Source organism: Zavarzinia aquatilis, from assembly GCF_003173035.1.
In the GTDB taxonomy this organism is placed as follows: domain Bacteria; phylum Pseudomonadota; class Alphaproteobacteria; order Zavarziniales; family Zavarziniaceae; genus Zavarzinia; species Zavarzinia aquatilis.
This window is the reverse complement of the sequence record NZ_QGLE01000004.1, coordinates 80,694-105,555: the sequence shown is the minus strand read 5'-3', so window position 1 is coordinate 105,555 and position 24,862 is coordinate 80,694. Positions and strand designations below refer to the sequence as shown.

The 24,862-nt window shown below is 64.8% G+C and carries 29 protein-coding genes and 1 tRNA gene; 9 read left to right on the top strand and 21 right to left on the bottom strand.

All coding sequences use genetic code 11. The features are described from left to right. Positions 1–73: 73 nt before the first annotated feature. Complete coding sequence (locus tag DKG74_RS08935; RefSeq protein ID WP_133251548.1) at positions 74–2,101, bottom strand: DUF1302 domain-containing protein; 2,028 nt, start codon at positions 2,099–2,101, stop codon at positions 74–76. A gap of 396 nt (positions 2,102–2,497) precedes the next feature. After that, positions 2,498–3,415: an SMP-30/gluconolactonase/LRE family protein gene (locus tag DKG74_RS08930; RefSeq protein WP_109904856.1), complete on the bottom strand. Its 918-nt coding sequence runs from the start codon at positions 3,413–3,415 to the stop codon at positions 2,498–2,500. Between the two features lie 125 nt (positions 3,416–3,540). Here DKG74_RS08930 and DKG74_RS08925 point away from each other — a divergent pair, with 125 nt between their 5' ends. After that, positions 3,541–4,593, top strand: a complete 1,053-nt coding sequence (locus tag DKG74_RS08925) for a hypothetical protein (RefSeq protein ID WP_133251547.1) — start codon at positions 3,541–3,543, stop codon at positions 4,591–4,593. Between the two features lie 57 nt (positions 4,594–4,650). Next, positions 4,651–5,454 carry an ABC transporter substrate-binding protein gene (locus DKG74_RS08920; protein WP_109904852.1) on the top strand — a complete coding sequence of 268 codons (804 nt, stop codon included), beginning with the start codon at positions 4,651–4,653 and terminating at the stop codon, positions 5,452–5,454. A gap of 54 nt (positions 5,455–5,508) precedes the next feature. Here the strand turns inward: DKG74_RS08920 and rpoH are convergent, their stop codons facing one another. Together rpoH and DKG74_RS08910 are read right to left on the bottom strand one after the other, a co-directional pair. Then, positions 5,509–6,420, bottom strand: coding sequence for an RNA polymerase sigma factor RpoH (gene rpoH / locus DKG74_RS08915; protein ID WP_243404073.1), 912 nt, complete (start codon positions 6,418–6,420; stop codon positions 5,509–5,511). Positions 6,421–6,524: 104 nt separating this feature from the next. Further along, complete coding sequence (locus DKG74_RS08910; RefSeq protein WP_109904850.1) at positions 6,525–7,478, bottom strand: RluA family pseudouridine synthase; 954 nt, start codon at positions 7,476–7,478, stop codon at positions 6,525–6,527. On the opposite strand from DKG74_RS08910, the gene DKG74_RS08905 reads away from it, so the two are divergent. From DKG74_RS08905 to DKG74_RS08885, 5 genes are all read left to right on the top strand, one after another. Beyond that, positions 7,477–7,782 (top strand): hypothetical protein, encoded by a 306-nt coding sequence (locus DKG74_RS08905; RefSeq protein ID WP_109904848.1) that lies wholly within the window; start codon positions 7,477–7,479, stop codon positions 7,780–7,782. The two genes, DKG74_RS08910 and DKG74_RS08905, sit on opposite strands and share 2 nt — an antisense overlap. Before the next feature lie 3 nt (positions 7,783–7,785). Then, complete coding sequence (locus tag DKG74_RS08900) at positions 7,786–8,310, top strand: M67 family metallopeptidase (RefSeq protein WP_109904846.1); 525 nt, start codon at positions 7,786–7,788, stop codon at positions 8,308–8,310. Next, positions 8,307–9,368, top strand: a complete 1,062-nt coding sequence (locus DKG74_RS08895; RefSeq protein WP_109904844.1) for a threonine aldolase family protein — start codon at positions 8,307–8,309, stop codon at positions 9,366–9,368. Before DKG74_RS08900 ends, DKG74_RS08895 begins: the two co-directional genes overlap by 4 nt. A gap of 44 nt (positions 9,369–9,412) precedes the next feature. Then, positions 9,413–9,488: transfer RNA gene (locus DKG74_RS08890), tRNA-Glu, on the top strand. 203 nt (positions 9,489–9,691) lie between these two features. Continuing rightward, on the top strand, positions 9,692–10,903 hold the full coding sequence (locus DKG74_RS08885) for a tyrosine-type recombinase/integrase (RefSeq protein ID WP_165837603.1): 1,212 nt from the start codon (positions 9,692–9,694) through the stop codon (positions 10,901–10,903). A gap of 243 nt (positions 10,904–11,146) precedes the next feature. On the opposite strand, the gene DKG74_RS08880 is transcribed toward DKG74_RS08885, so the two are convergent. The 17 genes from DKG74_RS08880 to DKG74_RS08795 all read right to left on the bottom strand — a co-directional run bounded on the left by DKG74_RS08880 (position 11,147) and on the right by DKG74_RS08795 (position 23,710). After that, complete coding sequence (locus DKG74_RS08880; protein ID WP_109904840.1) at positions 11,147–12,748, bottom strand: terminase large subunit; 1,602 nt, start codon at positions 12,746–12,748, stop codon at positions 11,147–11,149. Further along, the gene (locus DKG74_RS08875; protein WP_109904838.1) at positions 12,717–13,124 is read right to left on the bottom strand and encodes a phage terminase small subunit P27 family; all 408 of its coding nucleotides are present in this window, start codon (positions 13,122–13,124) and stop codon (positions 12,717–12,719) included. Before DKG74_RS08875 ends, DKG74_RS08880 begins: the two co-directional genes overlap by 32 nt. Positions 13,125–13,540: 416 nt before the next feature. Beyond that, a complete protein-coding gene (locus DKG74_RS08865) occupies positions 13,541–14,161 on the bottom strand; it encodes a hypothetical protein (RefSeq protein ID WP_109904836.1) in 621 nt (206 codons plus the stop codon). After that, positions 14,161–14,547 (bottom strand): hypothetical protein, encoded by a 387-nt coding sequence (locus DKG74_RS08860; RefSeq protein WP_109904834.1) that lies wholly within the window; start codon positions 14,545–14,547, stop codon positions 14,161–14,163. Before DKG74_RS08860 ends, DKG74_RS08865 begins: the two co-directional genes overlap by 1 nt. Before the next feature lie 11 nt (positions 14,548–14,558). Next, the gene (locus tag DKG74_RS08855; RefSeq protein ID WP_109904832.1) at positions 14,559–16,145 is read right to left on the bottom strand and encodes a phage major capsid protein; all 1,587 of its coding nucleotides are present in this window, start codon (positions 16,143–16,145) and stop codon (positions 14,559–14,561) included. Next, a complete protein-coding gene (locus tag DKG74_RS08850) occupies positions 16,142–17,365 on the bottom strand; it encodes a phage portal protein (RefSeq protein WP_109904830.1) in 1,224 nt (407 codons plus the stop codon). The genes DKG74_RS08855 and DKG74_RS08850 overlap by 4 nt, the downstream gene beginning before the upstream one ends. A gap of 115 nt (positions 17,366–17,480) precedes the next feature. Then, a complete protein-coding gene (locus DKG74_RS08845; protein WP_109904828.1) occupies positions 17,481–17,969 on the bottom strand; it encodes a hypothetical protein in 489 nt (162 codons plus the stop codon). Then, positions 17,969–18,559: a hypothetical protein gene (locus DKG74_RS08840; RefSeq protein WP_133251546.1), complete on the bottom strand. Its 591-nt coding sequence runs from the start codon at positions 18,557–18,559 to the stop codon at positions 17,969–17,971. Before DKG74_RS08840 ends, DKG74_RS08845 begins: the two co-directional genes overlap by 1 nt. A gap of 14 nt (positions 18,560–18,573) precedes the next feature. Further along, positions 18,574–19,989, bottom strand: coding sequence for a YfjI family protein (locus DKG74_RS08835; RefSeq protein ID WP_207779301.1), 1,416 nt, complete (start codon positions 19,987–19,989; stop codon positions 18,574–18,576). 142 nt (positions 19,990–20,131) lie between these two features. Further along, a complete protein-coding gene (locus DKG74_RS08830) occupies positions 20,132–21,073 on the bottom strand; it encodes a DUF7146 domain-containing protein (protein ID WP_109904822.1) in 942 nt (313 codons plus the stop codon). A gap of 4 nt (positions 21,074–21,077) precedes the next feature. Next, entirely contained in the window at positions 21,078–21,317 is a 240-nt protein-coding gene (locus tag DKG74_RS08825; protein ID WP_109904820.1) for a transcriptional coactivator p15/PC4 family protein, read from the bottom strand. Continuing rightward, positions 21,310–21,492: a helix-turn-helix transcriptional regulator gene (locus DKG74_RS08820; protein ID WP_109904818.1), complete on the bottom strand. Its 183-nt coding sequence runs from the start codon at positions 21,490–21,492 to the stop codon at positions 21,310–21,312. The genes DKG74_RS08825 and DKG74_RS08820 overlap by 8 nt, the downstream gene beginning before the upstream one ends. A gap of 80 nt (positions 21,493–21,572) precedes the next feature. Continuing rightward, entirely contained in the window at positions 21,573–22,610 is a 1,038-nt protein-coding gene (locus tag DKG74_RS08815; RefSeq protein WP_109904816.1) for a hypothetical protein, read from the bottom strand. Positions 22,611–22,768: 158 nt separating this feature from the next. Beyond that, entirely contained in the window at positions 22,769–23,113 is a 345-nt protein-coding gene (locus DKG74_RS08810; protein ID WP_133251545.1) for a hypothetical protein, read from the bottom strand. Then, on the bottom strand, positions 23,100–23,306 hold the full coding sequence (locus tag DKG74_RS08805; protein ID WP_109904812.1) for a hypothetical protein: 207 nt from the start codon (positions 23,304–23,306) through the stop codon (positions 23,100–23,102). Before DKG74_RS08805 ends, DKG74_RS08810 begins: the two co-directional genes overlap by 14 nt. Positions 23,307–23,308: 2 nt before the next feature. Continuing rightward, a complete protein-coding gene (locus tag DKG74_RS08800) occupies positions 23,309–23,518 on the bottom strand; it encodes a hypothetical protein (protein WP_109904810.1) in 210 nt (69 codons plus the stop codon). Positions 23,519–23,521: 3 nt separating this feature from the next. Further along, positions 23,522–23,710, bottom strand: coding sequence for a hypothetical protein (locus tag DKG74_RS08795; RefSeq protein ID WP_109904808.1), 189 nt, complete (start codon positions 23,708–23,710; stop codon positions 23,522–23,524). A 146-nt stretch (positions 23,711–23,856) separates the two neighbouring features. On the opposite strand from DKG74_RS08795, the gene DKG74_RS08790 reads away from it, so the two are divergent. Both DKG74_RS08790 and DKG74_RS21480 read left to right on the top strand, forming a co-directional pair. Further along, positions 23,857–24,096: a helix-turn-helix domain-containing protein gene (locus DKG74_RS08790; RefSeq protein WP_109904806.1), complete on the top strand. Its 240-nt coding sequence runs from the start codon at positions 23,857–23,859 to the stop codon at positions 24,094–24,096. Positions 24,097–24,288: 192 nt separating this feature from the next. Continuing rightward, complete coding sequence (locus DKG74_RS21480) at positions 24,289–24,480, top strand: hypothetical protein (protein ID WP_133251544.1); 192 nt, start codon at positions 24,289–24,291, stop codon at positions 24,478–24,480. Positions 24,481–24,862: the final 382 nt, after the last annotated feature.

Genomic DNA, 24,862 nt, shown 5'->3' with positions numbered 1-24,862 from the left:
GCGCAGCGCGCGGCCCGATGTCTTTTTATCGTTATGTCTTTCAGGATCAGGGCAGATCCCTTCCCCCCCAGTCTTAGAACGAGTAGCTGAGCGTCATCTGGAAGAAGTCGCGGTCGTTCAGCAGGTTCTGACGGCCGGCACCGAAGTAGGTCGTGTAACCGATCGAGCCCTTCCACTGCAGCAGATAGTCGGCGTCGAGCGCGAAGGTCACCGCGGTCGCCTCCCGGGTGTAACCGCCCGTCAGCGGCGTAATGCCGAAGAGGCCGGTCTGCACCCGAAGCGCGGGGGTGAGGTTCGCGCCCAGGATCGCGTCCGGGTAGCTGGCGGACAGCGCCATGGTCAGGCCGCCCGACCATTCGGTCGCGCCGCTGAGCTTGCTGGCGCGGGGATCGGTGCTGCTGCCGTCGCCGATGGTGCCCGTGCCGCCAGCGTCCATGGTCAGCACGCCGGGATCCGGAAGGTCCATATAGACACCGCCGAATTCAAGCAGCAGCGAAGCGGAATTGGCGCCGATCAACGACGGCAGCGTGTCGGTCGAGCCGAAGGATTTGATGCTGCGCAGGACGTAAGTATAGACGTCCTCAAGCAGATAGCCCGCGACCCGCGCGCCGGGGCGATTGGTGGTCGAGCCGAGGTAGTCGCTCAGCTGGTTCTTGAGACCAATCGCAGGATGACTGCAGGGCAGGGGAACACCGCCGGTCAGGACAGCGCCGTAGAGACCGCAGGAAAAGTCGGTCGCCCAGGTTTCGCCGTCGATCAGCACCGGCAGATCGTGCTGCAGCGCGAGTTCGCCGGCGAGCGAGATGCCGAGGGCATCGAGATTGGTGTTGAAGCTGGCGCCGACCATCTGCACTTCGCCCGGGTTTTCCAGGACGATCTTGCTGTTGCGGGCATTCTCCTGAACGATCAGGCCGCCCTGCGCCTTGGCATTGGTGGCGAGGAAGGTCTGGTAGGCGGCGATCTCCGCGGGCGTCTTCCCCGTCGCCGCGTAATTAGCCACCTCTTTGGCGATGAGACCCGGCAGGGCTGTGCCGGCCTCGACCGCGGTGTTGATGTATTTGTCGTCCTCGGCGATGTAGAACACCGGGACCGGGCTGCGCGGCTGGATGTTGGCGAAATAGAAGCCGAATTCGGTATCGTTCAGCTCGGGCGAGTAGTAACGCACCGCTGCGCCCCAGTTCTTGCCGTCCGAATTGCTTTCAAATTTTGCCTGTGGCACCGACAGCGGCACATTGCCGGTGGCGAAATTGGTCGCGTTCGGCGGAATGATGTCGTAGTCGCCCTTGACGCCGAAGCCGACGCCGCCCTTGCCGCCGATGTCGGTCGTGCTGAAGAAGCTGCCCTGCGGATCGGTGACCGACTTGCGGAAGTCGAACTGGTAGAAGGCTTCGACGCTGAGGCCGGCGCCGAGTTCATAGGAAATGTCGATCGCCGGCATGGCCTGCACGGCGTCGCGGATTTCGGCGCCCGGCACGCGCAGCTTCGACTGGTCGGAGGAGTTCACTTGCGCGAGCGACAGCGGGGTCACCGCGGCTTCGCCCCAGCCGATGGTCTGCTGGCCGAGCTTGACCGAGAGCTGACGGTCGCCGATGTCGAAATTGCCGCGAACCCAGAGGTCCATCAGCTCGTAGTCGAAGGACGAGACATTGCTGGCGGCATCCGACTGGCGGCCCGACATGTCGCGGTAGCCGGGAACGGCGACGCCGCCCTGGGTCGAGAAGTCGCCATTGTCATAGACGGCGTCGTAATAGGCCTGACCGCGGACATAGAAGGTGAAATTCTGCCACTGCGCCGTCGCCTCGCCCTGGGCGCGGACCGGCGCGAAGACCATATCGCCCTTGTCGAAATTCAGGTTGCCGTCGTCGCCGTTGCAGGTGGTCGCGCTGCCGCCGGCATAGTTCTGCGGGCAGATCAGCTGGGCGTCGCGATCCTGCGTGCGGATGCCGAAACCGGCGGAAATCGTGACCTGCGTGGTGATCGCCACATCGCCGGCCTGGAATTCGGCGGCAGCCGCCGGATTCGAGAGAAGCGCGGCCGCCATGAGCGCAGCGAAGCTGCCACCGAACGCCAGACGCGCACGAATTTCGTGTGAATTCTTCAACTTGGCCTCCCACCCTCTGGATCGCGGTGCCCCGCTCCAGACCCCGAATTGTTATTGGCGCTTCCGCTTTATTGCATTGCAGCATTGCGAATGCCGCATGACACCCTTACCCGACACCGTTCCCAAAACGGTGTCAAGTCTTGTGGATTGATTGAGGCTTTGGGTGCATCGCAAACTGTGGCGTAAATGCCACGACGGGAAAAGTGGCGCCAACCCAATGACTTATGCTGACTATTTGTCAGGTCTGTATGATGGCGCGCCATTTTGTCGCGCAATGCCCGATGGCCGAAGAATATACCAATTCGGTGACATTTCCAGGAAGCGGCCGGGAAAAAACCTCTCCCGGCCGTCCATCGCCCGCCGCGCCCCCTCCGGTGATAAGGGGAAGGCCGACGATCAGGCGTAATTCAGCCGCAATCCCTTGCGCGGCCAGTCGCAGGCCACCAGCCGCCCCGTCCCCGACAGGGTGACATAGGCGGTGCGCAGATCCGGACCGCCGAAGCAGATATTGGTGGTCAGCGGATCGGGGAAGGGAATATGCGCCACCTCGCGCCCGTCGGGCGAGACGGTGGTGATACCGCCGTTGATCAGGGTGGCGACGCAGACATGGCCCTCGCCGTCGACCCCGAGACTGTCGAACAGATTGAGCCCGCCCGGCGCCAGCAGCAGATTGCCGGGGTGGCCAAGGATGCCGGGCTCGCCCCCGATTCGCCCCGGCCCGGTGACGGCGAAGGACCACACCCGGCCGGTGAAGGTTTCGGCGACATAGAGCGTGTCGCCGTCGGGCGACAGGCCGATGCCGTTCGGCGCCTGCAACGGGAAGATCACTTCCTCGATGAAACTGCCGTCAGGCCGGGCGTAGAAGACGCCCGTGGTATCGCGGTCGCGGTCGCGCGATTTGCCGTGGTCGGTGAACCAGAAGCCGCCATGGGCATCGAAGACGATGTCATTCGGCCCTTTCAGGGCGATGTCGCCGGCGTGGGTGTAGATCACCTCGGCCTTGCCGGTCGACAGGTCCACGCGCTGGATGCAGCCGCCGCCATAGTCATGCGCCTGATGGCCCGGCACCAGCACGCCGCCGAGGTCGGCGAATTCGAAGCCGCCGTTGTTGCAGACATAAACGCAGCCGTCGGGGCCGAGGGCGGCGCCATTCGGGCCGCCGCCCAAATGGGCGACCACGCTCAGCCGTCCGTCCGGCGCGACCCTGGTCAGGGTGCCGCGTTCGATTTCAACGACGAGGATGTCGCCGTCGGGCAGGACGACGGGGCCTTCCGGAAAGCGAAGCCCGGAAGCGATGTCACGAAAGCCGGTCAATTTGTTCTCCCTCTTGCGCGATGCGGTCGTTTTTTGTCTTTCCACGCGCTGATCCAAAGGTAACGTTGCGCGAATGTCGGCCGCAAGCCGACCGACTCGTGTTCCGCCGGCCGATGGTTCCCGCCTTGATGATGCGCCTCCGCTCCCGCTTCTCCGCAGCCCTGGCCCTGGGCGCCGGCCTCGCTGCCGCCACCGTGCTGCTGCCGCGCGCGGCCGAGGCGGTCGGGGTCGACATTGGCAATGGCGAAACCCTCGAAATCGCGCCCCTCGCCGGCTATTGCGTGCTCGACGAATCGCGGCCGGCCGAAGCGCAGTTGATCCTCGCCATGCGCGGCGCCGTGAGCGAGACCATGCGCATCGCCCTCGCCTTCGGCGACTGCAACGAACTGGTCGATCTGCGCAACGGCGACCGCGCCGTGCTCGATCACTTCGGCCAGGTCCTGCTGCTGACCCAGGGCGCCCAGATCGAGCGGGTGACCGATTCGCGACCGTCCTATCTGAATGCCGTCGCCAAGCCCTTTCCGACCGCGACGATCGAGGAAGTGGCCGCCAACGGCGAAGCCCAGGCGAAGGCGAGCAAGCCGTCCGACGCGCCGAAGCCCGTCTTCGCGGTGATCGCCCGCGACGAACTCGCGATCTATGTCGGCACCACCAGCCTGCAGGGGCGCGGCACGGAAAAGACCATGGTCGCGGGCGTCGCCGGGGTTGGGCTGGTCCGGCAGATTCCGGTGAACATCAATCTGTTCAGCGCCTATGACGGCAGCGCCGCCACCGGCAAGTCGGTGTTCGAGACCCTGATCGGGCAAATGTCCGAAGGCATGGCCGACCTGCAGTTCACCAACGACGACAGTGCCATGCCGGCCGCCCTGCCGGTGCCGAATCGCAGCGAATGGCAGGCCATGGGTTCGACCGCGCTGGTCGGCGCGGTCATCGGCGGCTTGCTGGGCGGCGTCGGCGCCATCGTCGTGGTGCTGCTGCGACGCCGTCGCCGCGCCGTCGACGATCCCGTGGTCGGGAGCGAGGTCGACACCGCCTCCGGGACCGCCCCCGACACCACCAGCGCGCCCGTCGCCGCGGCAACGCCCGACGTCCCCGCCGAAACCTCGCCCGAGGCTTCCCTCCACGCCACCGGGGCGACGGCCCCGGCACCGAACGCGGAAAACACCCAAGGCGCTTGATCTCCCTGTCCAAGCGCGCGACGCTGGCGGCGTCCGAAACCTCTGGGGGATCAGAACATGTTCTTTGGCCTTCGCACGAACAGCGGCCTGCGCGTCCTGGCGGCCGCCGCCACCATCCTGGCGGCCATCGGCCTCGGTACCGCGCCCGCTTCGGCGGAAGAGAAAGTCGTCCGCATCGGGACGGAGGGCGCCTATCCCCCGTTCAACTTCATCGACTCGGAAGGCAAGCTCCAGGGCTTCGACGTCGATATCGCCAAGGCCCTGTGCGACAAGATGAAGGTGAAGTGCGAATTCGTCGCGCAGGATTGGGACGGCATCATCCCCGCCCTGCAGACCAAGAAGTACGACGCCATCGTCGCCTCGATGTCGATCACCGCCGAACGCAAGAAGGTCGTCGACTTCTCGGATAAATATTACAACACCCCGACCCAGTTCGTCGCCGCCAAGGGCACCGACGTCGGCGACGCCTCGGCCAAGGCCATGGCGGGCAAGACCCTGGGCGCCCAGTCCTCGACCATTCAGGCCAACATGCTGGAAGCGGTCTACAAGGACTCGACGGTGAAGCTCTACGCGACCGTCGACGAGCTTTACGCCGACCTGTCGGCCGGCCGCGTCGAGGCCGCCCTCGTCGACAAGCTGGTGACCGCCGAATGGCTGAAGACCGAAGCCGGCGCCAAATTCGACTTCGTCGGCCCCGCCATGTACGAGCCGCGCGAAATCCTGGGCGACGGCGTCGGCATCGCCGTGCGCAAGGGTGACGACGAACTCCGCCTCGCCCTCAACAAGGCGATCAAGGAGATCCTCGAGGACGGCACCTACAAGACGATCAACGACAAGTATTTCCCCTTCTCGATCTACTGATCGGCGGGGTTCCGCCCCCGGCCGAGGCCGGGGGCGCTGCCCATCAGGGCAAGGTCAGTCGGCGGCGGCGCCGATCAGCGCGGGACGCGCCTGACCATGGGCGGCATTGCGCATCGCCTTCTGCAATTTCTCGAACGCCCGCACCTCGATCTGGCGCACACGCTCGCGGCTGATACCGTATTCCTGGCTCAGGTCTTCCAGCGTCACTGGCTCTTCCACGAGACGGCGGCGCTGCAGGATGTCGCGCTCGCGCTCGGTCAGGCCGCCCATGGCGTCTTTCAGCAGGCCGCGGCGGATATCCATTTCCTCGCGCTCGGCAAGGCGGACTTCCTGGTCCGGCGTCTCGTCCACCAGCCAGTCCTGCCACTCGCCCTCGCCGTCGACGCGCAAGGGCGCGTTCAGGCTGTGGTCGGGCGCGGCGAGGCGGCGGTTCATCGAGACGACGTCCGCCTCGGTCACCGCCAGCTTGTGGGCGATCTGCGCGACATGCTCGGGCTTCAGATCGCCCTCTTCCAGCGCGGCCAGCTTGCCCTTCATCCGGCGCAGGTTGAAGAACAGCTTCTTCTGCGCCGCCGTGGTGCCGATCTTAACGAGGCTCCACGAGCGCAGGATATATTCCTGGATCGCCGCCCGGATCCACCACATGGCATAGGTCGCGAGGCGGAAGCCCTTGTCCGGCTCGAAGCGTTTCACCGCCTGCATCATGCCGACGTTGCCTTCCGAAATCAGCTCGGACACCGGCAGGCCATAGCCGCGATACCCCATGGCGATCTTGGCGACGAGGCGCAGGTGGCTGGTCACCAGCCGGTGCGCGGCTTCCGAATCGCCATGCTCCCGCCAGGCCTTGGCCAGCATGAATTCCTCCTCCGGCTCCAGCATCGGGAACTTGCGGATTTCGGAGAGATAGCGGCTGAGGCTGCCTTCGTCGGGCAGGGCCGGCATTTTCATGGTCGAGGGAACGCTCATGGGTTTACCTCCTGGCGTCGGCCGGGAAATGTGCTTGCCCCAACAGTCGGGAAATCGGCGGGGTCGCGCAATACCTGAGTGAGGCAATCGGATATCGTCATTGTTTAGATAGATTCCAGACTGTCAAGCAAATCCGACATATCGTTTGGGAGTTCGCTCTCAAATCGCAGAAGTTCCGCGCTGATCGGATGCCGGAAGCCGAGCAGCCATGCGTGAAGCGCCTGCCTGTCGAAAGCCGCCGCCGCGCTGGGCGCGCCGCGCGGCACCCGGCCATAGACCGGATCGCCGACCAGCGCATGGCCGAGGGAGGTCAGATGCACCCGGATTTGATGGGTACGCCCGGTCTCCAGCCGGCAGTCGAGCAGGCTGGCCGACGGCGGCCGGCCGAAGCGTCGCTCCACCCGCCAATGGGTGATCGCGGGCTTGCCGTCCTCGACGATGGCCATCTTCTTGCGGTCGAAGCGCGAACGGGCGATGGGCCGGTCCACCGTGCCCTCGTTGCTTGCCGGACTGCCCCAGACCACGGCCTTGTAGCCGCGGTCGAGATCGTGGCGGGCGAACAGATCGGCGAGGCCATGATGCGCCGCCTCGGTCTTGGCGACGACCAGAAGGCCCGAGGTGTCCTTGTCGATGCGGTGGACGATGCCCGGCCGCTCCACCCCGCCAATACCGGAGAGACTGCCCCGGCAATGATCGAGCAGCGCGTTGACCAGGGTGCCGTCCGGATTGCCGGGCGCGGGATGGACGACGAGCCCGGCCGGCTTGTCGACCACGATCAGATGTTCGTCCTCGTAAGGGATCACCAGATCCATCGCCTGCGCGACCGGGGCGGCCGGCGCGGCGGGCGGCACGCCCAGCACCACCGACTGACCCGGTTTGACCCTGGCCGAGGCGTCCTCTATGGTCGCCCCGTCGACCGTGACCCGGCCGGCCTCGATCAGGCCTTTCAGTCGCACCCGCGACAGGCCGGTGGCCGTGGCGAGGAAACGATCCAGGCGATCACCGCCTGCGGCATCCTGCACCACCAGATTATGAAGCGTCGCGAGCATATCCATCATGGCTGAAGAGTTGCCCAGCAACCCCCGTGGCCTCAAGGCCGTTGTGATCATCCTCGGCGTCATCTTCCTCGTCATGATGGCCCTGTTCATCTACGGGCTGGCGACCAAGGTAGGCGGCAAAAAAGGCGCCATCGCGGCGGCGATCGAGATTCCGGCGGGCGAGACCCTGATCGAGACGACAGGCGCCGGCGACCGGCTGGTCCTGCGCCTGCGCGCCGCCTCCGGTGCCGAGCGCCTGCTCTTCATCGACCCAGCGACCGGGCAGGCCGTGGGCAGCACCGCCCTGACCGCCGGCGCCCCCTGACCGATGGCACGGGCGCTGCGTCTTTCGGCCGCCGCGCTCGCCGCCCTGCGCGCCCATGCCGCGGCCGAGCACCCGCGCGAAGCCTGCGGTTTCCTGCTCGGTCCCGCCGCCGAAGGATTGCCCCCTGAAACCCGTCGCCCCGGCGCAGGCCGGGGCCTTTGGACGAGAGAGGCGCCCTTCCCGTCCCGCGATCCCGGCCCGCGCCGGGATGACGCTGAAAGGGGGGACGCCTTCGCCGACGAAGCCCTGCCCTCGCCCAACCTCGCCCCGGACGGTGCGCTCGACACCTTCGAGATCGACGCCGCCCTGCACCTGAAGCTGCAGCGCGAGGCGCGGGCCGTCGGCCGGCGTATTGTCGGGCTCTATCATTCCCATCCTGCCAGCGCGCCCATCCCCTCGCCCCGCGACCGGGAAGGCGCCTATGATCACAGTCTGGTCTGGCTCATCGTCGGGGCGGACGGCGCCTGCCGGGCCTGGTGGCCGGGGCCGGACGGGTTTTGCGAAGCGTATCTCGAGGTTTGCCCATGAATTTCTCGTCCGACAATGTCACAGGCGCCCATCCGAAGATCGTCGCCGCGCTGGCGGAAGCGGCGGCGGCCGGGCCGATGCCGGCTTATGGCGCCGATCCGCTGACCGAGGCCCTGACGAAGCGCCTGTGCGAGGTCTTCGAGCGCGAAGTCGCGGTGTATCCAGTCGCGACCGGCACCGCCGCCAATGCCCTTGCCCTCTCGGCCCTGACCCCGCCCTGGGGCGGCGTGCTGGCCGGAGCGGAAGCCCATGTCGAGGTCGACGAATGCGGCGCGGTCGAGGCGATGACCGGCGCCCGCATCATGGCCGTGCCGGCGCCGGATGGAAAACTGACCCCGGCCGCCCTCGCCGCCCGCATCGCGCCCCTCCGCAAGGGCGACCAGCATCAGGTCCAACCCGCCGTCGTCTCGATCACCCAGGCGAGCGAATGCGGCACGGTCTATGCCCCGGCCGAGATCGCCGCCATTGCCGCTTTCTGCCGCACCGAATCTCTGCATCTGCACATGGACGGCGCCCGCTTCGCCAATGCCGTCGCCAGCCTCGGCTGCACCCCGGCCGAGGTGACCTGGAAGGCGGGGGTCGAGGCCCTGTCCTTCGGCGCGACCAAGAACGGCGCCCTCGCCGCCGAGGCGGTGATCTTCTTCGACCCTGCTTCTGCCGAGAATTTCCTGTTCCGGCGCAAGCGCGCGGGCCATCTGTTCTCGAAGATGCGCTTCCTCTCGGCCCAGCTCCTCGCCTATCTCGACGACGACCTGTGGCTGAAGAATGCCGCCCACGCCAATGAGGCGGCGCGCCATCTCGCCCTTGGCCTCATCGACCTGCCGGGGGTCGACCTCGATCACCCGGTCGATGGCAACGAGCTGTTCGTGCGCCTGCCGCTCGCGATCGCCGATCGCCTGCTGCGCGCCGGCTATCACTTCTACCCCTGGGGCGCGCCACCGGCCGACCCGGCGAGCGAGGCCGGCCTCTACCGTTTCGTCACCGCTTTCGACACCGACCTCGCCAGCATCGACGCCCTGCTGGCCGCGGCCTTGCCGCCTGCCGCAGAAAACACTTGATCGGCACGCCGGGAGCGGCTATTAACCCGCCTCTCCCGGCTCTGGTCCCCATCGTCTAGAGGCCTAGGACATCGCCCTCTCACGGCGGTAACAGGGGTTCGAATCCCCTTGGGGACGCCAACTGGCTATTTGCAGACGTTCGCCCTTGTGCGTATCCGTCCAGAAACCCCCAGAAAACCTAGCTTTTTTCCCCTTAGCCTGTGCGTCGGTGTCCGTATCCGTGCGCCCGCAGCCAGAAATTTCCATGGTATGATCCATGGTATCGCGGCAGGGTCATGGTATCGAATCCCTGAGGCGGCGCCGATACCATGGGCGCCGATACCATGATGGCCCTGACAGACAAGGCGATCCGCGCCTTTCAGCCCGAATCGACCCCCTATAAGAAGGCGGATGGCGCCGGTCTCTACCTCCTGGTCAGTCCTAGCGGGTCGAAGCTGTGGCGACTGAACTACACCTTCGCCGGCAAACAGAAGACCACAACCTTCGGGGCCTATCCGACCGTCTCCCTTGCCGATGCCAGGGAAAGAGTCAGGGAGGCAAGGCGGTTGCTATCGGAGGGGATCGACCCCGCCGCCGCGAAGCAACAGGCCAAGCGGGCAACGGCAGGTATGGGTATCGCCACTTTCGAGGCCGTGGCCCGCGAATGGCTGGAAAGGGAAGCCAAGGAGTTGGACCCCGGCACCCATGCCCGCAATCTCTCGATGATGGAAACCCACGCTTTCCCGGTCATCGGCGCCATGGCGGTTGCCGAAGTCGAGGCCCCGGACCTGCTGCGCCTCGCCGACGAAATCGAGGCCAAGGGGATCAGGACCGCGCGGCGCATCCTGCAGAAGTGCGGGCAGGTCTTTCGCTATGCCATCCAGAGCGGCCGGCGGGTGACGGCGGACCCCGTGCCCAGCCTGAAGGGGGCTGTTCGCCGGCACGCCACAAAGAACCATGCCGCCGTCACCGATCCCGACCGGGTGACTGACCTCATGCTCATGATCCATGCCTATCGCGGTGACCCTGTGGTGGTTGCCCTGCTGAAATTCATGCCCCTGGTCTTTACCCGGCCGGGCAAAGAGCTGTGCCGTGCCCGGTGGTCGGAAATCGACCTGCACAAGGCCACATGGACCATTCCTCCCGAACGGGTGAAGACCCGCGCCGAACACACCGTGCCCTTGTCCACCCAAGCGGTGGCGATCCTGAAGGGGTTGAAGCCGGTCACCGGACGGAATGCCCATGTCTTCGCCTCTGACCGCTCGAAGACAGGCCATATCTCCGAGGGCACGGCCCTGATGGCGATCAAGCGCAATGGCTTCGCTGGCGAGATGACCGCCCATGGCTTCCGGGCCATGGCCGATAGTCTGTTGTCTGAGCAGGGCTTCGATCCGGCCTGGATCGACCGGCAGTTAGCCCACAAGGAACCCGATCAGGTGAAGGCGGCCTATCGCCGGGCGACCTACATGGAACAGCGGCGAAAGATGATGCAGGCATGGGCCGATTATCTGGATGCCCTCGTCGCGAAGGCTGAAATTTCGGAAAAGGCTCGATAAGGCCACCCTCAAAACCTTCAAAACTTCCCGAAATTTTCGTGGCAGGTCGGTAGAGGCACCCTCAAAACCCTCGAAACCTATGTTTTACAAGATGCGAAAGGCCGGGTGCCCATAGGCGACCCGGCCCTCTTCCGGCCACGCGAGGGAGAGACCTGCCGCCAGCGTTCGGGGTTGTTATCGCAGCGCCACTCCCGACTTTGCGCGCTTCCGGCTATCCTCAAGCAAGGCCCCGCCGGCGAGGGTTCAAATGAAGACGAACCCCTCCCTCCTCTCGTCGGTCTCATAGACCGATCTCATGGAACCGGCCGCTGCCGCGCGGGCCACGGCCATGGCCGATGCCACGGCCCCGTCAATGCGGTCTCGGCTCTTGCCCTTGGTCATCATCCGGTTGCCGGCGCGGTCGGTCTCCACCGCCACATTGTCGAAGTTCCAGCGCAACACCGGGTGTCCACCGTGCTGGAATTGGCCGCCGGCAATGGCCCGCTCCAACTCCTTTACCGCCGGGGCCATGGTGATCCAGCCTTGGCGCATGGCGACCACGGGGAAGCCATCACTCCCAAGGTTGTTCATCATCTGTTGGGCAAGGTGCGGGTCGAAGGCGATTTCCCGCACGTCGAACCGGGTGCACAAGTCGCGAATCGTGTCCTCGACGGCGCGATAGTCCACCACGTTGCCGGGTGTCGGGGTGATGAAGCCGCCTTCCGCCCACAGGGGATAGGGCACCATGTCCCGATCCGCCCGCTTGCGCAGATTGTCGGCCGGGCAGAAGAACCAAGGCCAGACCACGAAGCCATCATCTTCGGCGCGCCAGCAGGCCACCACCACGGTCAGGTCGGTATTGCTGGATAGGTCCACCGCCAACCAGCAAGGCCGGCTTGCGAGTTCATCCAGATCGACCGGCGCCGCGCCATGGTCATAGATGGCCATGTCAACGAAGGGATCGGCGCTCTGATCCAGCCACACATTCAGGTGCAGTTGGCGGAAGGCTTCGCGATCAGCCGGCCGGTTCTCTGCCTCGCGGGCCAGCTGGCGCAGCCCCTCGATGTCGGGGAAGCCATAGGGCAGACCCGGATTGACCGCGCGCCACACGTCTTCATCGCGCCAATCGGCATCGCGCGGCGTCTCGAACAGGATGGGCAGGAAGCCAGGGTCGATCACCTCGCCTAGTGCCACCTTCCGGGCATAGGCATAGATGTCATGGGCAATGTTCTCCTGGCCCCGGCCGGCGGTGGTGATCACCACAAGCAGCGATCCCGAGACCTTGACCAGGCCGGTACGCAGCACATCCCATAGGTCGCGCTTCTTCCAGGCGTGAAGTTCGTCCGCCAGGACGAAGGTGGGGGTTCGACCGTGCTGGGTGCCGGCATCGGCCGCGATGGCTTCGAGGAAGGCCCCAGATTTGGGGTGAGTGAGCCTATTCTTATAGTCCACCACCGAGGTTGCGCGCTCCACACGCCTGTCAGCCCGGACGATGCCAACAGCTTCCTCGAACGAGATGCGGGCCTGCTTATGATCAGCCGCGGCGGCGATGGCTTGACCCCCGGGCACTCGTTCAGGGCCGAATGTGTGCAGCAGGGCCAGCGCGGCTCCAAGGGCCGTCTTCCGGTTGCCGCGCGGCAGCAGCATGAAGACCGTGCGCACCAGGCGCCGGCCGGTCTCATCGCAGGGGCCATAGATCCGGCGAACGATGCGTTCCTGCCAGGGCGATACCTCGAAGCCGTTGCCGGGTTGTCGGGACTTTGGGTGTTTCAGGGCGCGCAGGAACCGCACCGCCCGGTCGCCATAGCCGTGCGGGTCGGGAATCTCGGACTGATCAAAGACCCAGGTCGGAAAGGTCGTCGTCATCGCCCATCCCTTCGGGGCCTTTCTTGCCGCGCCGGTGCGGGGTCAAGGCCAGTTCAGCGGCGAGAAGCCGCGCCTCGCGCATCGCGGCTGACTGCATCCTGAATGCCGGGTGAGGCTTCGGGCCCTCCTCGCTTGCCATCATTCGGCCTTCTGCCCGCATGATGTCTTCGGTCTCGCGGACGATGCCCACCGCGATGCAGTAGCTTTCGAGTGTGGCCAGCATGTCCGGCCCCAGCAGGCGGCGTTTGTGCAGGTCGGTCGCCACCCGCTTCCATTCCCGCTTGGCCTGGTCGGACAGGTAAGGCGGCGGCGCAGGGCAGCGAGAGGGCGAGGCATCGCCCGTCACCAGTGCCAGATGTCCCTTCCGTCCCTTCATCGCCTGATCTCTCGCCTGAAAAACCCCATTTTGACCTCTGTCTGGAATTCGACCCCCGGTCGGTCCCCACCCCCAGGCAGGCCAAGTTCAGACCCTCCCTCTGGGCACCTGATCCCGGCTCGTCCGCTGGCTGTGGTGCGCGTGACACATCGGCCGCAGGTTCGAGGGGGCAAGCCGCAGGTCGGGGCGATCCCGCACGCTCTGGATATGGTCGGCATCGGTCGCCGGTTTGCCGCAGCCCGCCACACAGCAGACCGGATGCGCCGCAAGGAAGGCAGCTCGCACCCGTTGCCATTGGTGGTCATAACCACGTCGCCGCGCACCGCCCCGCGTCTGGTCGTAAGCCCGCGTGCAGGACGGGCACCGGCCGCGCACGACGGCGCCACATTTGCATACGCGAGGGGCGGCGATAGGCATCAGGCCACCCCTGGCGTTCGATAGCGGGCCAGTGCGCTGGCCAGGTCCGGGGGCAGACCGTTGTCGAAGGCCTTGGCGGTATCGAAATAGGAGGCCGCATATACGTCGGGCACATCCTCCGACCGCAAGGCCGGGTCGCGTCCCCGGGCACGATAGGCCCGCGTCACCAAGTCGATGGCCGCCTGTTCGATGTCGCCCGGCATATTGCGCCCAGCCTGCCCCGGCAGTAGCCAGCCGGCCGTATATTCGACCGCCACGGTTGCCGGGGGCCACGACAGGTATCGGCCCTTGGCATTGAGGCGGTACAGGATGCCGTCCGAGGCCGAAATCTCGAAAGCATCAGGACTTAAGGGCGCCCCGTCCTCGACTGCGCTGGCAATCGAAGCCACGGGCCAGCGCGACAGGATCAAGGACGGCAAGGGGCGATGGAGGCGGAATGTCTCCCGCACCGTCTCTTGTCCGAATACCCGGCCGCACCAGCCCGTAATCCGATCAGAAACCCGGTCGATGGTATCGGCAAGCCATGCGTCGTCATCGGCCCCCGTCAGGTCGAGACCGGCCTTTACCGTCTCGACCGTGGTCAAGGCGGTGCCGCTGGCGGGGGTGATAACGGTCAGCATCAGGCCACCGGCCGGGTGTCGGCATGGCCCCTGATCACCACCACCGAGGCGGCAATGGACGTGCCACTGTTCTTGGTGACCACCGTGCGGACATACCGCTTGTTGCCGACATAGCCGACCTTCACCGTGCTGTCCGCCGCGAGAGACGCGGGAAAGGAACCGATCAGATCACCAGCGGCCACATCGTCGAAGTCGCCGGACGTGGTGGTGTCGCTCTCCTGCAGCTTGGCGGTGAAGTCGCCGCTACCCGCGATGGCGCCGGTGGACACGACGATGCCGGCAGCGTTGAAGCCCGCGAGGTCGACGGCCGCGCTGGTGTCGGTGGCGGTGAGGACGACGGGCTTTACCGCCTGCACCGGACCGATGGAATGGGTCAGATCACGCATGACAGGTCTCCTCAGCTCACGGCCATCTTCAGTTTGCGGATGGCCTCGGCCTTCACCACGTCACCGCCGGTGCGGCGCCGGGCGTGGAAGCGGACGAGGCCCTTGGTCGCCTGGCTGTAGGGATCGCGCAGGATCGACACGGCCACCTTGTCCACGATGCGATAGGCGGACTGGATGTCGCCGAACAGGATCGGATAGGTCCCGTCGGCCACCGCATCCATGTCCGGCGCTTCGATCACCGGGCGCCCCAGGATGGTCGGGGGATTGCCGTCCGCCAGCCCGTCACGCCAGATGTAATCGCCGCCGCCGGTCTTCAGCTTGCGCACCGTGCCGATGGTGCCGGCGTTCATCAGCCAGGCCCCGCGGTTGCGATAGAAGGCCGGCAGCGCGTGCATGAGGTTGATCAGCGCATCCGACGCCAGATTGGTCGCGTGACCGTTGGGAACGCTCGCCACATCGCCATGGGCCATCAGCCCGCGAGGCTTCTTCACCCCGTCGCCCTTGAGGAAGGCAAGGCCCTCGATCCGGCCGAACTCTTCGGCGAAGTCGAAGGCCAGTTCATTGGTGACGTTGAGGGCGGAGTCTTCGAGCAGCTTGGTCGACACGTCGATATAGGCCGCCGCCTCATGCACGAAGATTTCCACCTGACCATAGGCCGGCGCGGTTTCAGGGCGGTCCTCGGTCTCGCCGACCCATGACGCAGTGGGGGCGGCGCTGCGCTTCGGCAGAATCACCGAGCCGGCGGCGGTGCTGGACACGCGGGCAGCCTGACGCACCGGCGAGACCTCGACCAGGTTGCGCAAAAGCTCCTTCTGGAATTCCGCCGGGGCGAGGTAGCCGCCGGCCGTGTCATCCGCCACCACCAGGGCGCGGACTTCATCCACCGCCAGCGCCTCGCGGCCACGACGGACGAAGCCGGTAAAGGCTCGAGCCTCGATCCCTTCCTCGGCTTTCGTCTGGGCGCCCGGCCGCTGCGACCGGATTTCGTTGCGGGTCAGGATTTCCTCGATCTTGTCCACCCGTTCGGCCACTGCCTGAAGGGTGATTTCCTCATTGCCGCCCTTGTCCGGTGCGGCGCCGGTCTGCACTTCGGCCATGCTGGCCTCCTGTTCTGCCGACACGTCGGCGCTGCGAATGCTCGTCACCCGGGCGCGCTTGGCCGCCGGCAGTGACACGATGCTGATTTCGTGAAGCTCGATCTCGCGCACGGTGCGGGCGCCGCCGGCTCCCGCCAGGGCCTTGCGCACGCGAAAGCCAATCGACAGACCGGACACGGCGCCAGACTGGATCAGGGAGCGCGCCTCGCGGGCGCGCTGAACGTCGAGGTTCAAGCGGCCCCGAACCTTCAAGCCTTCGCCGGTTTCCTCGATTGCGTCCCACCTGCCGATAGCGTCGGCTGGATCATGAGACCACAGCATGACGGGCATGGTTTCAGCGGCCCGATGTTCCGCGAGGGAGGCCGCGAAGGCGCCGCGCTCGATAACGTCGCCATAGCTGTCCGCCTCGTCGAACCGGGCGGCGAAACCCTCGATCAAACCAGTATCGTCGCCGGCATCGAATCGGACTTCTAGAAGGTCGAGGGCGCGGGCTTCGGTCATTGTGATTGATCCTTGACCAAAGGCCGGATGTTCGCCCCGGTCTGGCCCGCCTGCCTGACCAGCTCATCGCCGCCTTCAACGGGCGGGCGGTTCTCAAGCGCGCGGGCTTCGTTCGGTTTCATCCAGGGGGCGCCAACGGCCTGCCCCAGCGCGGTGAAGCGGGCAGTGATATCGCCGCGCAGCAGATCGTCGGTGACGAATTCGAGGAAGCGGGTCGTGCGTTCGCGGGGGGTGAACAGGACGCGGGCAAGGGCCGCCTCCCATATGTCCAGCCAGGGCAGAAGCGTGAAGGTCAGGAACTGGCGGGAAAGCTCCTCGACATTCCGCCACGTCGCCCGTTCCAGATCGCCAATCAGCGTGCCCGGCACGCGATAGGTCCGGGCGATCTCCTGCACGGCGAAGCGGCGAAGTTCGAGGAACTGAAGGTCCACCGAATTGAACTGCATGGACTTGAACACCATGCCGTCTTCGAGGATCAGTGTTTTGCCGCTGTTTCCGGCCCCGGCGTGCTGGGCATCGAAGGACGCTCGCAGACGCTTGACCACCTCTGGCGACAGGGCCTTGCCGTATTCGAGGACACCAGAGGGCCGCGCGCCCGACGAGAACAGCCGGCCTTGATGTTCCGCCATGGCGAGGTCGAGACCGATTGCTTCCCGGGCCAGATCGGTCAGGTTGATGGGCCGGTCGATGGTGCCGCCGGGGGTTTGCAGGAACAGGATGTCCGACCAGGAATAGGTCCTCTGTCCGCCGGCCCGAAGGTTGACCCGAAAGAGCGGTTCGCCCGTCTCGTCGTCGGTCTCGACCGCCACCGCCGAAGGCGCAAGCCGGTGCAGCTCACGCACCCGGCCCCCGGATTTGATCAACAGGGCGAAGGCCCGGCCGTGCAGCAGCGCATCGACCTGAAGGGCGGTTCGCAACTCGACCGAGGATGTCCAGGGATTGGCGTCTCCTGCCAGCAGGCCGGCGACCGGATGGGCCGTGTCCCGTTCCCGGCCGGCATCGGTGCGCTGGAAGACATGGATCGGCAGGGCACCGATGGTCTCGGCAATCGCTCGGACGCAGGCGGCGGCGGTCGGGGATCGTAGGGCCGTCTCGGGACCGACGGCGATGCCGGCGGCGGTGGTTCCCGCACCGAACAGGGCCAGCATCTCCGGCGAGGGTGTCGCCAGGGATCGGGTTTCCGCCGGCCGAAGCCAGCTCTTGAAAAGGTTGAATTTCATTGCGCGTGTCCCTAACCCATCAGATCAGGACTCGCGCTACTTCGGTCAATTCAAATACATAATTTAAGCGCGCAGATATACGCCCAAGAACACATACGAACAGTTACAGACGGCACTATTGATTTTTATTTCCGGCAAAGTGACGAAGGGTAATCTTGTCCTCGACGGTCAGTTCATTTCTCAGGGCACGCCCTGCAATTGCCTTTGCTTTGGCGGACCCCCAGCGTTTTCCTTCTTCGGCATAGGCACGGGCCAAAGCCTTCCAGTCAAGGGCCGGACGGTACTGCTCAAGTTCCGCTTCCAGCGCGTCAATGTGGCGCCGGAATCCGGCTCGCTCATGTTCCATCGGGCCGAACGCTTCGGCCACCCCGGCCCTTTTCCCAGCCCAATAGCCCCGATCCCAAGTCCCCTGATCGACTTGCGCGCTTTGGGATCGCGGCTCTCTGATCTGGGCCGCCGCCGCTCCCCCCTCGACCGCTTGGCCCAAGGTCATGCCCGCGCCTCTTGCCAGCTTGACCGCCATGCGCACGGCCGTCAGTGCTTCTGCGTCATGATCGCTTTCCGCGCGGGCCAGAATCTTGGCCAGTTTCTGGCGGTCCAGCATCAGCGGACCTCCCAGAGAGGCACTCCGCCTTTCGTTTTCGGCCGGGTTATACGCAAGCGTTTGCCGGTGGTGTTGCCGACGACGATGGCCTCATCGGTGATCAGATAGATTTCCGCGTCGCCGATGAAGGTGGCGGCACCCCGGCAGTCCAGCCGGGCGGCAGGGGCGGCGGCATTGACACCGAACAGGTCGGCAGCAGTCCAGCCCAGACGATGCGCCTTGGCAGCCCAAGGGTCAGCGGCGAGGCGGTCGGCGAAGCGCAGGATGCCGTCCCGGACGGATCGCCAGTCGCGGCCCCATTCCTCGGGCGGGGGCATCGACGCCAGGCGCGCGAGGCCATCAGCCCAGCCACGGGGGATACCACTGTCTTCCATCAGGGCGGCGCGTTCCACGATTTCGGCGGGATCGGGTGCCGCGAATTCTTCAAATGCGCCCTTGAGGGCACCCTCAAAACCCTCAAAACCCAACTCGATTTTTTCAGAAAGGCCGGATGCGCCACCCTCAAAACCTTCAAAACCTGCTTTCGAGGGTTTTGAGGGTTCCGTATCCGGGATGTTCTCGATTTTCGGTCTCTCGGTTACCCGCTGCATCCATCGGCCCATGGTCAGCCCTCTTTGCCAATCAGCCGGGGATTCCACGAATAGGTGATCGTCGGTCGGCCGCCGGCACTGTCGGTCTTTCGTTCCGCCCCGACCCATTGCAGGTCGGTCAGCATTTCGAGAATGTCCCCCACCGTCTCGCGGTCGGTCAGGCCGGCCCATGCCTTCTGGTGGATGTCCCTCGCAGTGAAGGCGTCGGGCAATTGCTTGCGCCTCGACCAGATCAGCCGGGCGCCATCCTCGATCATTGTTTCGCCTGCGGCGTAGACCCGGCGGGCATGGCTTTCGAGATAATCAGCCCAATCTAGCGCGCGGGCCGTGGCGACCTTGCCAACCACGACCCGCTCCCCGTCCAGCAGCTCGAACAACAGGGCAAGCGCGGCCACCGTCTTCGGCATCTTCAGGATATGGCTTTCCATCACCGAAGGCAGACCGCCGGCTCGTGCCCTGATCTGGATTTCCTCCATCCATTCCCGGAACAGCCCTTGAGCCTCTTCGTCGAAGCGCATCACTGTCGGCATGTCTTCAGCACTGGCCGGAAGGTCCACCGGGGCCAGGGCGTGCAGATGCCGGAAGGCAAGGAAATAGGATTCGCGCGCCGCCTCGTCCGGCCGGCGGTCGATCCACGTCCAATCCTTGCTGTCGTCGGGCCAAACCGCCAGTTGAAGGCGCTGGATCAGCCCGTCATTGCCGGCCCCGGTCAGCGCGCCGCGCACCAGTGGCGCCAGGCGGGAAGGCTGAATGCCCCCGATCAGCGACAGGGTGCAGGCCGCAATCTGGATGGTTCCCCGTCCGATGCGGTCATAGGTGAAGGGGCTGTCGCCGTTGAAGGCTTCGAGATAAAAGGCGCGGTCGGTGCAATGCTCCTCGGATTCCATCCGGCCCAGCCAGCCGGCGAGTTCGTCACGAACCTGCGTCAAGCCGTTGGGGTTCTCGTTCAGCAGTTCGCCCAGCTTCTCGACCGTCGCATCGTTGATGATGAAACGGGGTTGCGGCGGGTCTTCGTCATTGTCGCCGCCGGCCCCCTGGATCAAATCCCGAGCCTGATCGAGGTCGCCCTTCTCGGCCGCCATTCTCGCCTTCTTCTTCGCCGCGCCCTTGGCGATATCGGCCACTTCAGCGTCGATCTTCCGGGCGGCGCAATCGGCCTCCCAATTCTTCCGGGCCTCGTCCTGAAGGGCATAGACCGGCGCCAGCGCAGCTGTCATGGAGGGCGACTTCATGGCGGAGGGCCGGCCGATGATCGCGCCCCACAGGTTCGGCACGATGGTCCAGTCGTCGAACTGCTTCGGCCTGATCCTGATCTTGTTGCCCAGCATCGAGGCGAGACCAACCAGCGCGCAAACCGCGACGAAATCGACCGGGCATTGCGACCGCGCCGACACATCGAGGACATATCCCCGGATAGCGTCGGGCAGCATCTCCGGCTCCAATCGGGCCACTGCGGGCAAGGTCGAGACCAGGGGCTTGGGTACTGGCCAAGATGACCCCGGTTCATGGGCCGGCGCGGCGGCGATCAACCGGCGAATCTTCTCGTTGCCATCGGGCGTGGCGGCATTGAAATCAAGCATGTTCCACGGCCTCTTGCACGATATCGTTGAAGTCGATGCCGGGATGATCCGGCATGGCGATCCGGGCGATTCTGCCCTCTGCGGTGAAGCGGTCGGCCGCCTTGCGTGCCTCGCGTTCGCCGGTGCCGCTGGCGTCGTTGTCGGCGGCAATGATGATTTCGCGGGCTTCGTCCGGCAGCACGATGGCGGACAGGTTGCTGGCGTTCATGGCGGACCAGCCCGGCAGGCCGGTTGCCTGCATCACGGACAGCACCGTCTCGACCCCTTCACCGATCACCAGCACAGGCCCGGGCGGTGCCAGGCGGACGGCTCCGCCCTTGCAGTTTCCCAAGGTCATCTTGTTGCTGCTCACCGGGGCCTTGCGGCCATCCTCGGTCAGCCATGTGCGGTGAATTCCTGTGATCTCGCGACTTGGCCAGATGTTGACCGCTCCCACCATCGCCGGCAGCTTCAACCCGGTGGCGCGGTGAAAGAGCGCGGGGTGAAAGCGCAGCGTGGCCGGCGGCGATATTGCGATGCCCCTGCCGCGCAGATAGGCGGTCACCATGCCGTGCGGGCCGGTCTCTTCCCAGATGCGCCGGGCGATCTCGACCAGACGACTGTCATCATTCCCGATGGGTCGAGCATTCCGGGGCTGGGCAGCGACTTGAACATCGCCATCTTCCGCCAGCAGGCGAACCGCCTTCATGAAAGGCAGGCCCTCGATCCTCTGCACGAAGGCAAAGCAGTCACCGCCCGCGCCGCAGCCATGGCAACGCCACAGCCCCTTCCCGTCGTCTATCGCCAGCGAGGGGGTGCGGTCATCGTGAAATGGGCAGCAGCCCATGAACTTGCCGGCGCCGGCCCGATCCAGCTTCACGCCAGCCTTGGCGGCAACGGTGGACATGACGACCCTGGACTTGATGGCGGCAATGTCGAAGCGCCGGCCGGACATGGAATCAGCCCTCGACCAGGCCGCGCTTGCCGGCCTCGATCATCAGGGCCTGAAGCCCCTCGATCAGGGCGGGCACGCGGTCAATACGCAAGGCCAGGCCAGCCTTGCCTGGGCGCATCTGGTCGTCTTCCGCGCGGAACCAGACCCGAAGATTGGCGAGGTCGTGGCCCTCGTATTCCGACAGGGAGACGCGGACGGTCTCCCGGCGGTTCTTCACGATTTCGGCGATCATCGCTTCAGCCATGGGCCGCACCCTTCGCCAGGGCCTCGACCTGATCGCGCGGGAAGCGGGTGCAGCCGGCCAGCTTCAGCTTCGTCAACTGGCCGGCAGCAGCCAGCTTGTAGACGGTGGAACGACTGATACCGAGAAGGTTGCAAACCTGCTCGATTGTCAGGGCTTCGGGGCGTTCGTGCGGCATTCGATGGCTCCTTCGAGGCAAGGTGGTGGCGTTTCGGGAAATCGCGTGCTTCCCGACTAGTTAGGCAGGCTCTGTAACTACTAAGTGCTCAAATGGCCAAGCGTGGGCGGCAGGTATTTCTGAGCGATCTTGACGCGCTCATCCCAGGGCAATGGAGCGGAAGGCTCAGATACAGGCAGGCCGTATGCCCTCCGCTTCATTTTCCTCAAGGCGAGCGTGGCATTCACGTTCAGCAGACTGTCGAAGTTGTCGAGGTGATATAGGGCGCGATTCTGTTCTTCTTGGTCCCGGCCAAAGCCAATCGCTCTGACGGTCTTTCTATCGGCCTCGATCACTGAAACGGGGTCGAGGTCGTATTCAATCGGATTGCTGCCGTCTGATATGCCACTCATGAGGTCACTCATGGTATCCATGGGGCTTGGATCGGGGCTCTTGGTGAAAATCCATCGTCCATTCACAATCAGAACATGGTCATCAAAACGCGGCAGCGCCTCGGTCCGGTAGTTCTCGTAGGCGTAAAGACCGAGGGGGTCGACTTCGCCGGCATAGACCGGCTTTTCGGTCAAGGGTTTGAGTTCGACATTGGGCAATCCTTGGGCTGAACGGTCGACCCGCATCGTCCCGCGCTCGGTGTTCGGCTCGAAGGCGTCATAAGGCACGTTCACGATATCGCCGGCTGTCGGATTTGGGTTGTCGATGCTGTAGCAGGGAAAGACAAAGCGCTCCCACACATGCCAGGGCACCATGTCGGTCAGGAGCCAGTTTCCTTTCGGATCGACCGACATCATGGAACGAATACCGTAGCTCGGATCTCGATAATCAACGATTTCTGTCGGCATGGCCGCAATCGCAGGCGTCGCGCCGATGATGTTGGCGGCAAGTTCCAGTGGCAAGCCAGCCTCACTGAGCGCGTGAACAATTGCCACGGCGTTCCTCGTCTTCGGATTGATGCGGCGGACGTGACGACTGCCCCGGCCTCCACCAGTGACGCCGGCGCGCATGGAGGGCAAGCCCAGCACGATTGCCACGGCGCGAGGGGCCATGCCAGTCCATTCGGCAAGTTCCTGATCGGATATCCGCCCCGTCCACCAATTGACGACCTTGTCTCGATCCAACATGAAACGCGCCTCTTTGACCTAAAATAACCTAATACGTCATTTGGAGGTGCGCAAGGGTTAAATGACGTTTCACGTCATTTGAAAATTTAGGCCGCATCGGGGCGGCGGGCATTTGCTTCGCTCACGGGCCCGTCAATCTTCGACCCGACGCCCGTCCGCTACAGCCGCCGCCATCGCCCGATAACCGCGCCGTCAACTCGCACGGTCCCATCACTCTCGACCGTCCGCCCGGGCACATGAAAGCGGAGCGCGCGATGCAGTCGTTCATTGAATAGCGGCTCATCAATCATGGCGCCGCTATCTGCGTCGTCCATTTCCGGCGCGTCGCTCACTTCCTCGTCGGGATCACCGTCCGACTCGTCCAGGATCGCAATCAAGGTCTCGACTAAGGCTTCGATTCGCAGGCGGGTTTGCCGGTTCAGACGCTGCCGGCCGCGATTGGTCAGGCTCATATCCGGCCCCTTGCGGCGGCGGGGGATCGGCATCGGATCAGGCTTCGCCATGGCCGTCTCCCCCAAAGCGGCGGGCGATCCAGTTCCGCAAGGTTTCCGTCTCGTCCGTCACCATGACCGCCAGTGAAGAAATCGCCTCTTTCGGCTTGATGTCGGTGAGCACGCTGGCGGTAAGCTCGATTGCCTTGGCAAGCCGGTCGATGCCCGCAATCGTTTCCAGGGCAAGGTCTCGGTCGTAGCTCATGTCTAAGCCTCCCCCTCAATCACTGCCTCGATGCGGGCATTCAGCGTCCCCACAGCACTGTCGAGACGGGCTTCGATCAGAGACCCCAACTCGGCCAATGCACTCATCATGCGCCTGTCCGGCAGGCTTGCCGCCGCGGCCTGCAGCGCAACGGCAAGAGTCCGGGCGCTGCCGATTTCGTCTGTCAGGTCCAGCAATTCGCACTTGTTCATGGTTCAGCCCTCCACGTTCGGCATCGCCCATGCGGCGGCGGCGGTCGCAAGACCGGCAAGGGCCAGGAAAATCCGCGCCGCCAGGACGCGGGCGAGGCGGTGAAGGCGCGGGCGCGGCGGGGCCGGCGGCGGGATATAGACCGGCTGGCGGTTGCCAGCGGGCAAAGTGAGGGTATTGTCGCGATCAGCCATGATCCGAATCCTATCCATTCAGGTTGTGGTCAGGTCCGGCATGGGAGCTTCCACCTTCCCGCCGGACCGATCGCTTAAGCGATGATTACAGGGTAATCACGTTTGCGCTGGTGGCGTCAAGCATCGAATGATGATAGTGTCATCATATGATTACACCTATACAATCCAAAATGGCCCGAGCGGCAGTTGATTGGGGAATTCGCGATCTTGCGCGAGCCGCCAAAGTTGGCATCGCTACCGTTACCCGCTTCGAGAATGGCCAGGGGGTTCCCAATCCCGCCACCCTCGCCGCCATCCGTACCGCCCTCGAATCTGCCGGAGTGATCTTCATCGAACAGAACGGCGAAGGGCCGGGGGTCAGGCTGCGGAAGGGCGCGTCAGATTGAGTCAGGCGATGAAGGCCCATTTGCGCCGGCTGGGTTGTTTGGGGGCGAGCTGTAGGGAAAGCCAGGCGCTCGGTCGGTCGGAACTCAAGATTATTGATCCCGTTGATGGCTTGATAAGCCGTTATGAAGGATTTGGCTTTACCTTAGTGCAGCCTAAGAGCGGGCCTCGCTACTGCTATCGGAAGGTGTGACATGGCACTGGCCGAAAAGGTTGATCGTGGGCGGACAATGGCCGCCAAAGACCCCTATCAGGATGGCCCAGCCCGTCCGATGACGGGATTGCTTGGAGTGATGACGCTCAAGCAGCAGGCGCAGTTTGTTCTTCCCCATGACGGGCCGGAAGTGTCCGGTCGACAGGATTTGCCGAAGATCAAACGCTCCTGAGCCTTAAGATCACCGCGAGGTGACAGGCCCCGCACCGGCGATAACAAGCCTGCGGGGTCTTTTCTTTGCGCCCTTGCACGTGACCGCAAGTCACCCGCACCGAACTCGATCAGCTATCCTGACTTTGTTGGGGCCTCGTTTCCAGGAACGAGACCATCCACGGCCGCGCCGCCCCAAATCTGGGGTGGTCCCCTATTGGGGGGACTGGCCGGCGAGGTTTCCTCCGATGGAGGAAAGGGTATGCCCATATTTGGGCCGACCCCGGCTCCGGCCATGAGGATCGGCTGAATTTTCAGCCGGCCCCGGTTTCACGGCCTCATCGTAATACCCCTGCTCATGGTGCGCAGCTGCCTCACCTCGAAGTGTCGCGACTGTCACAGCC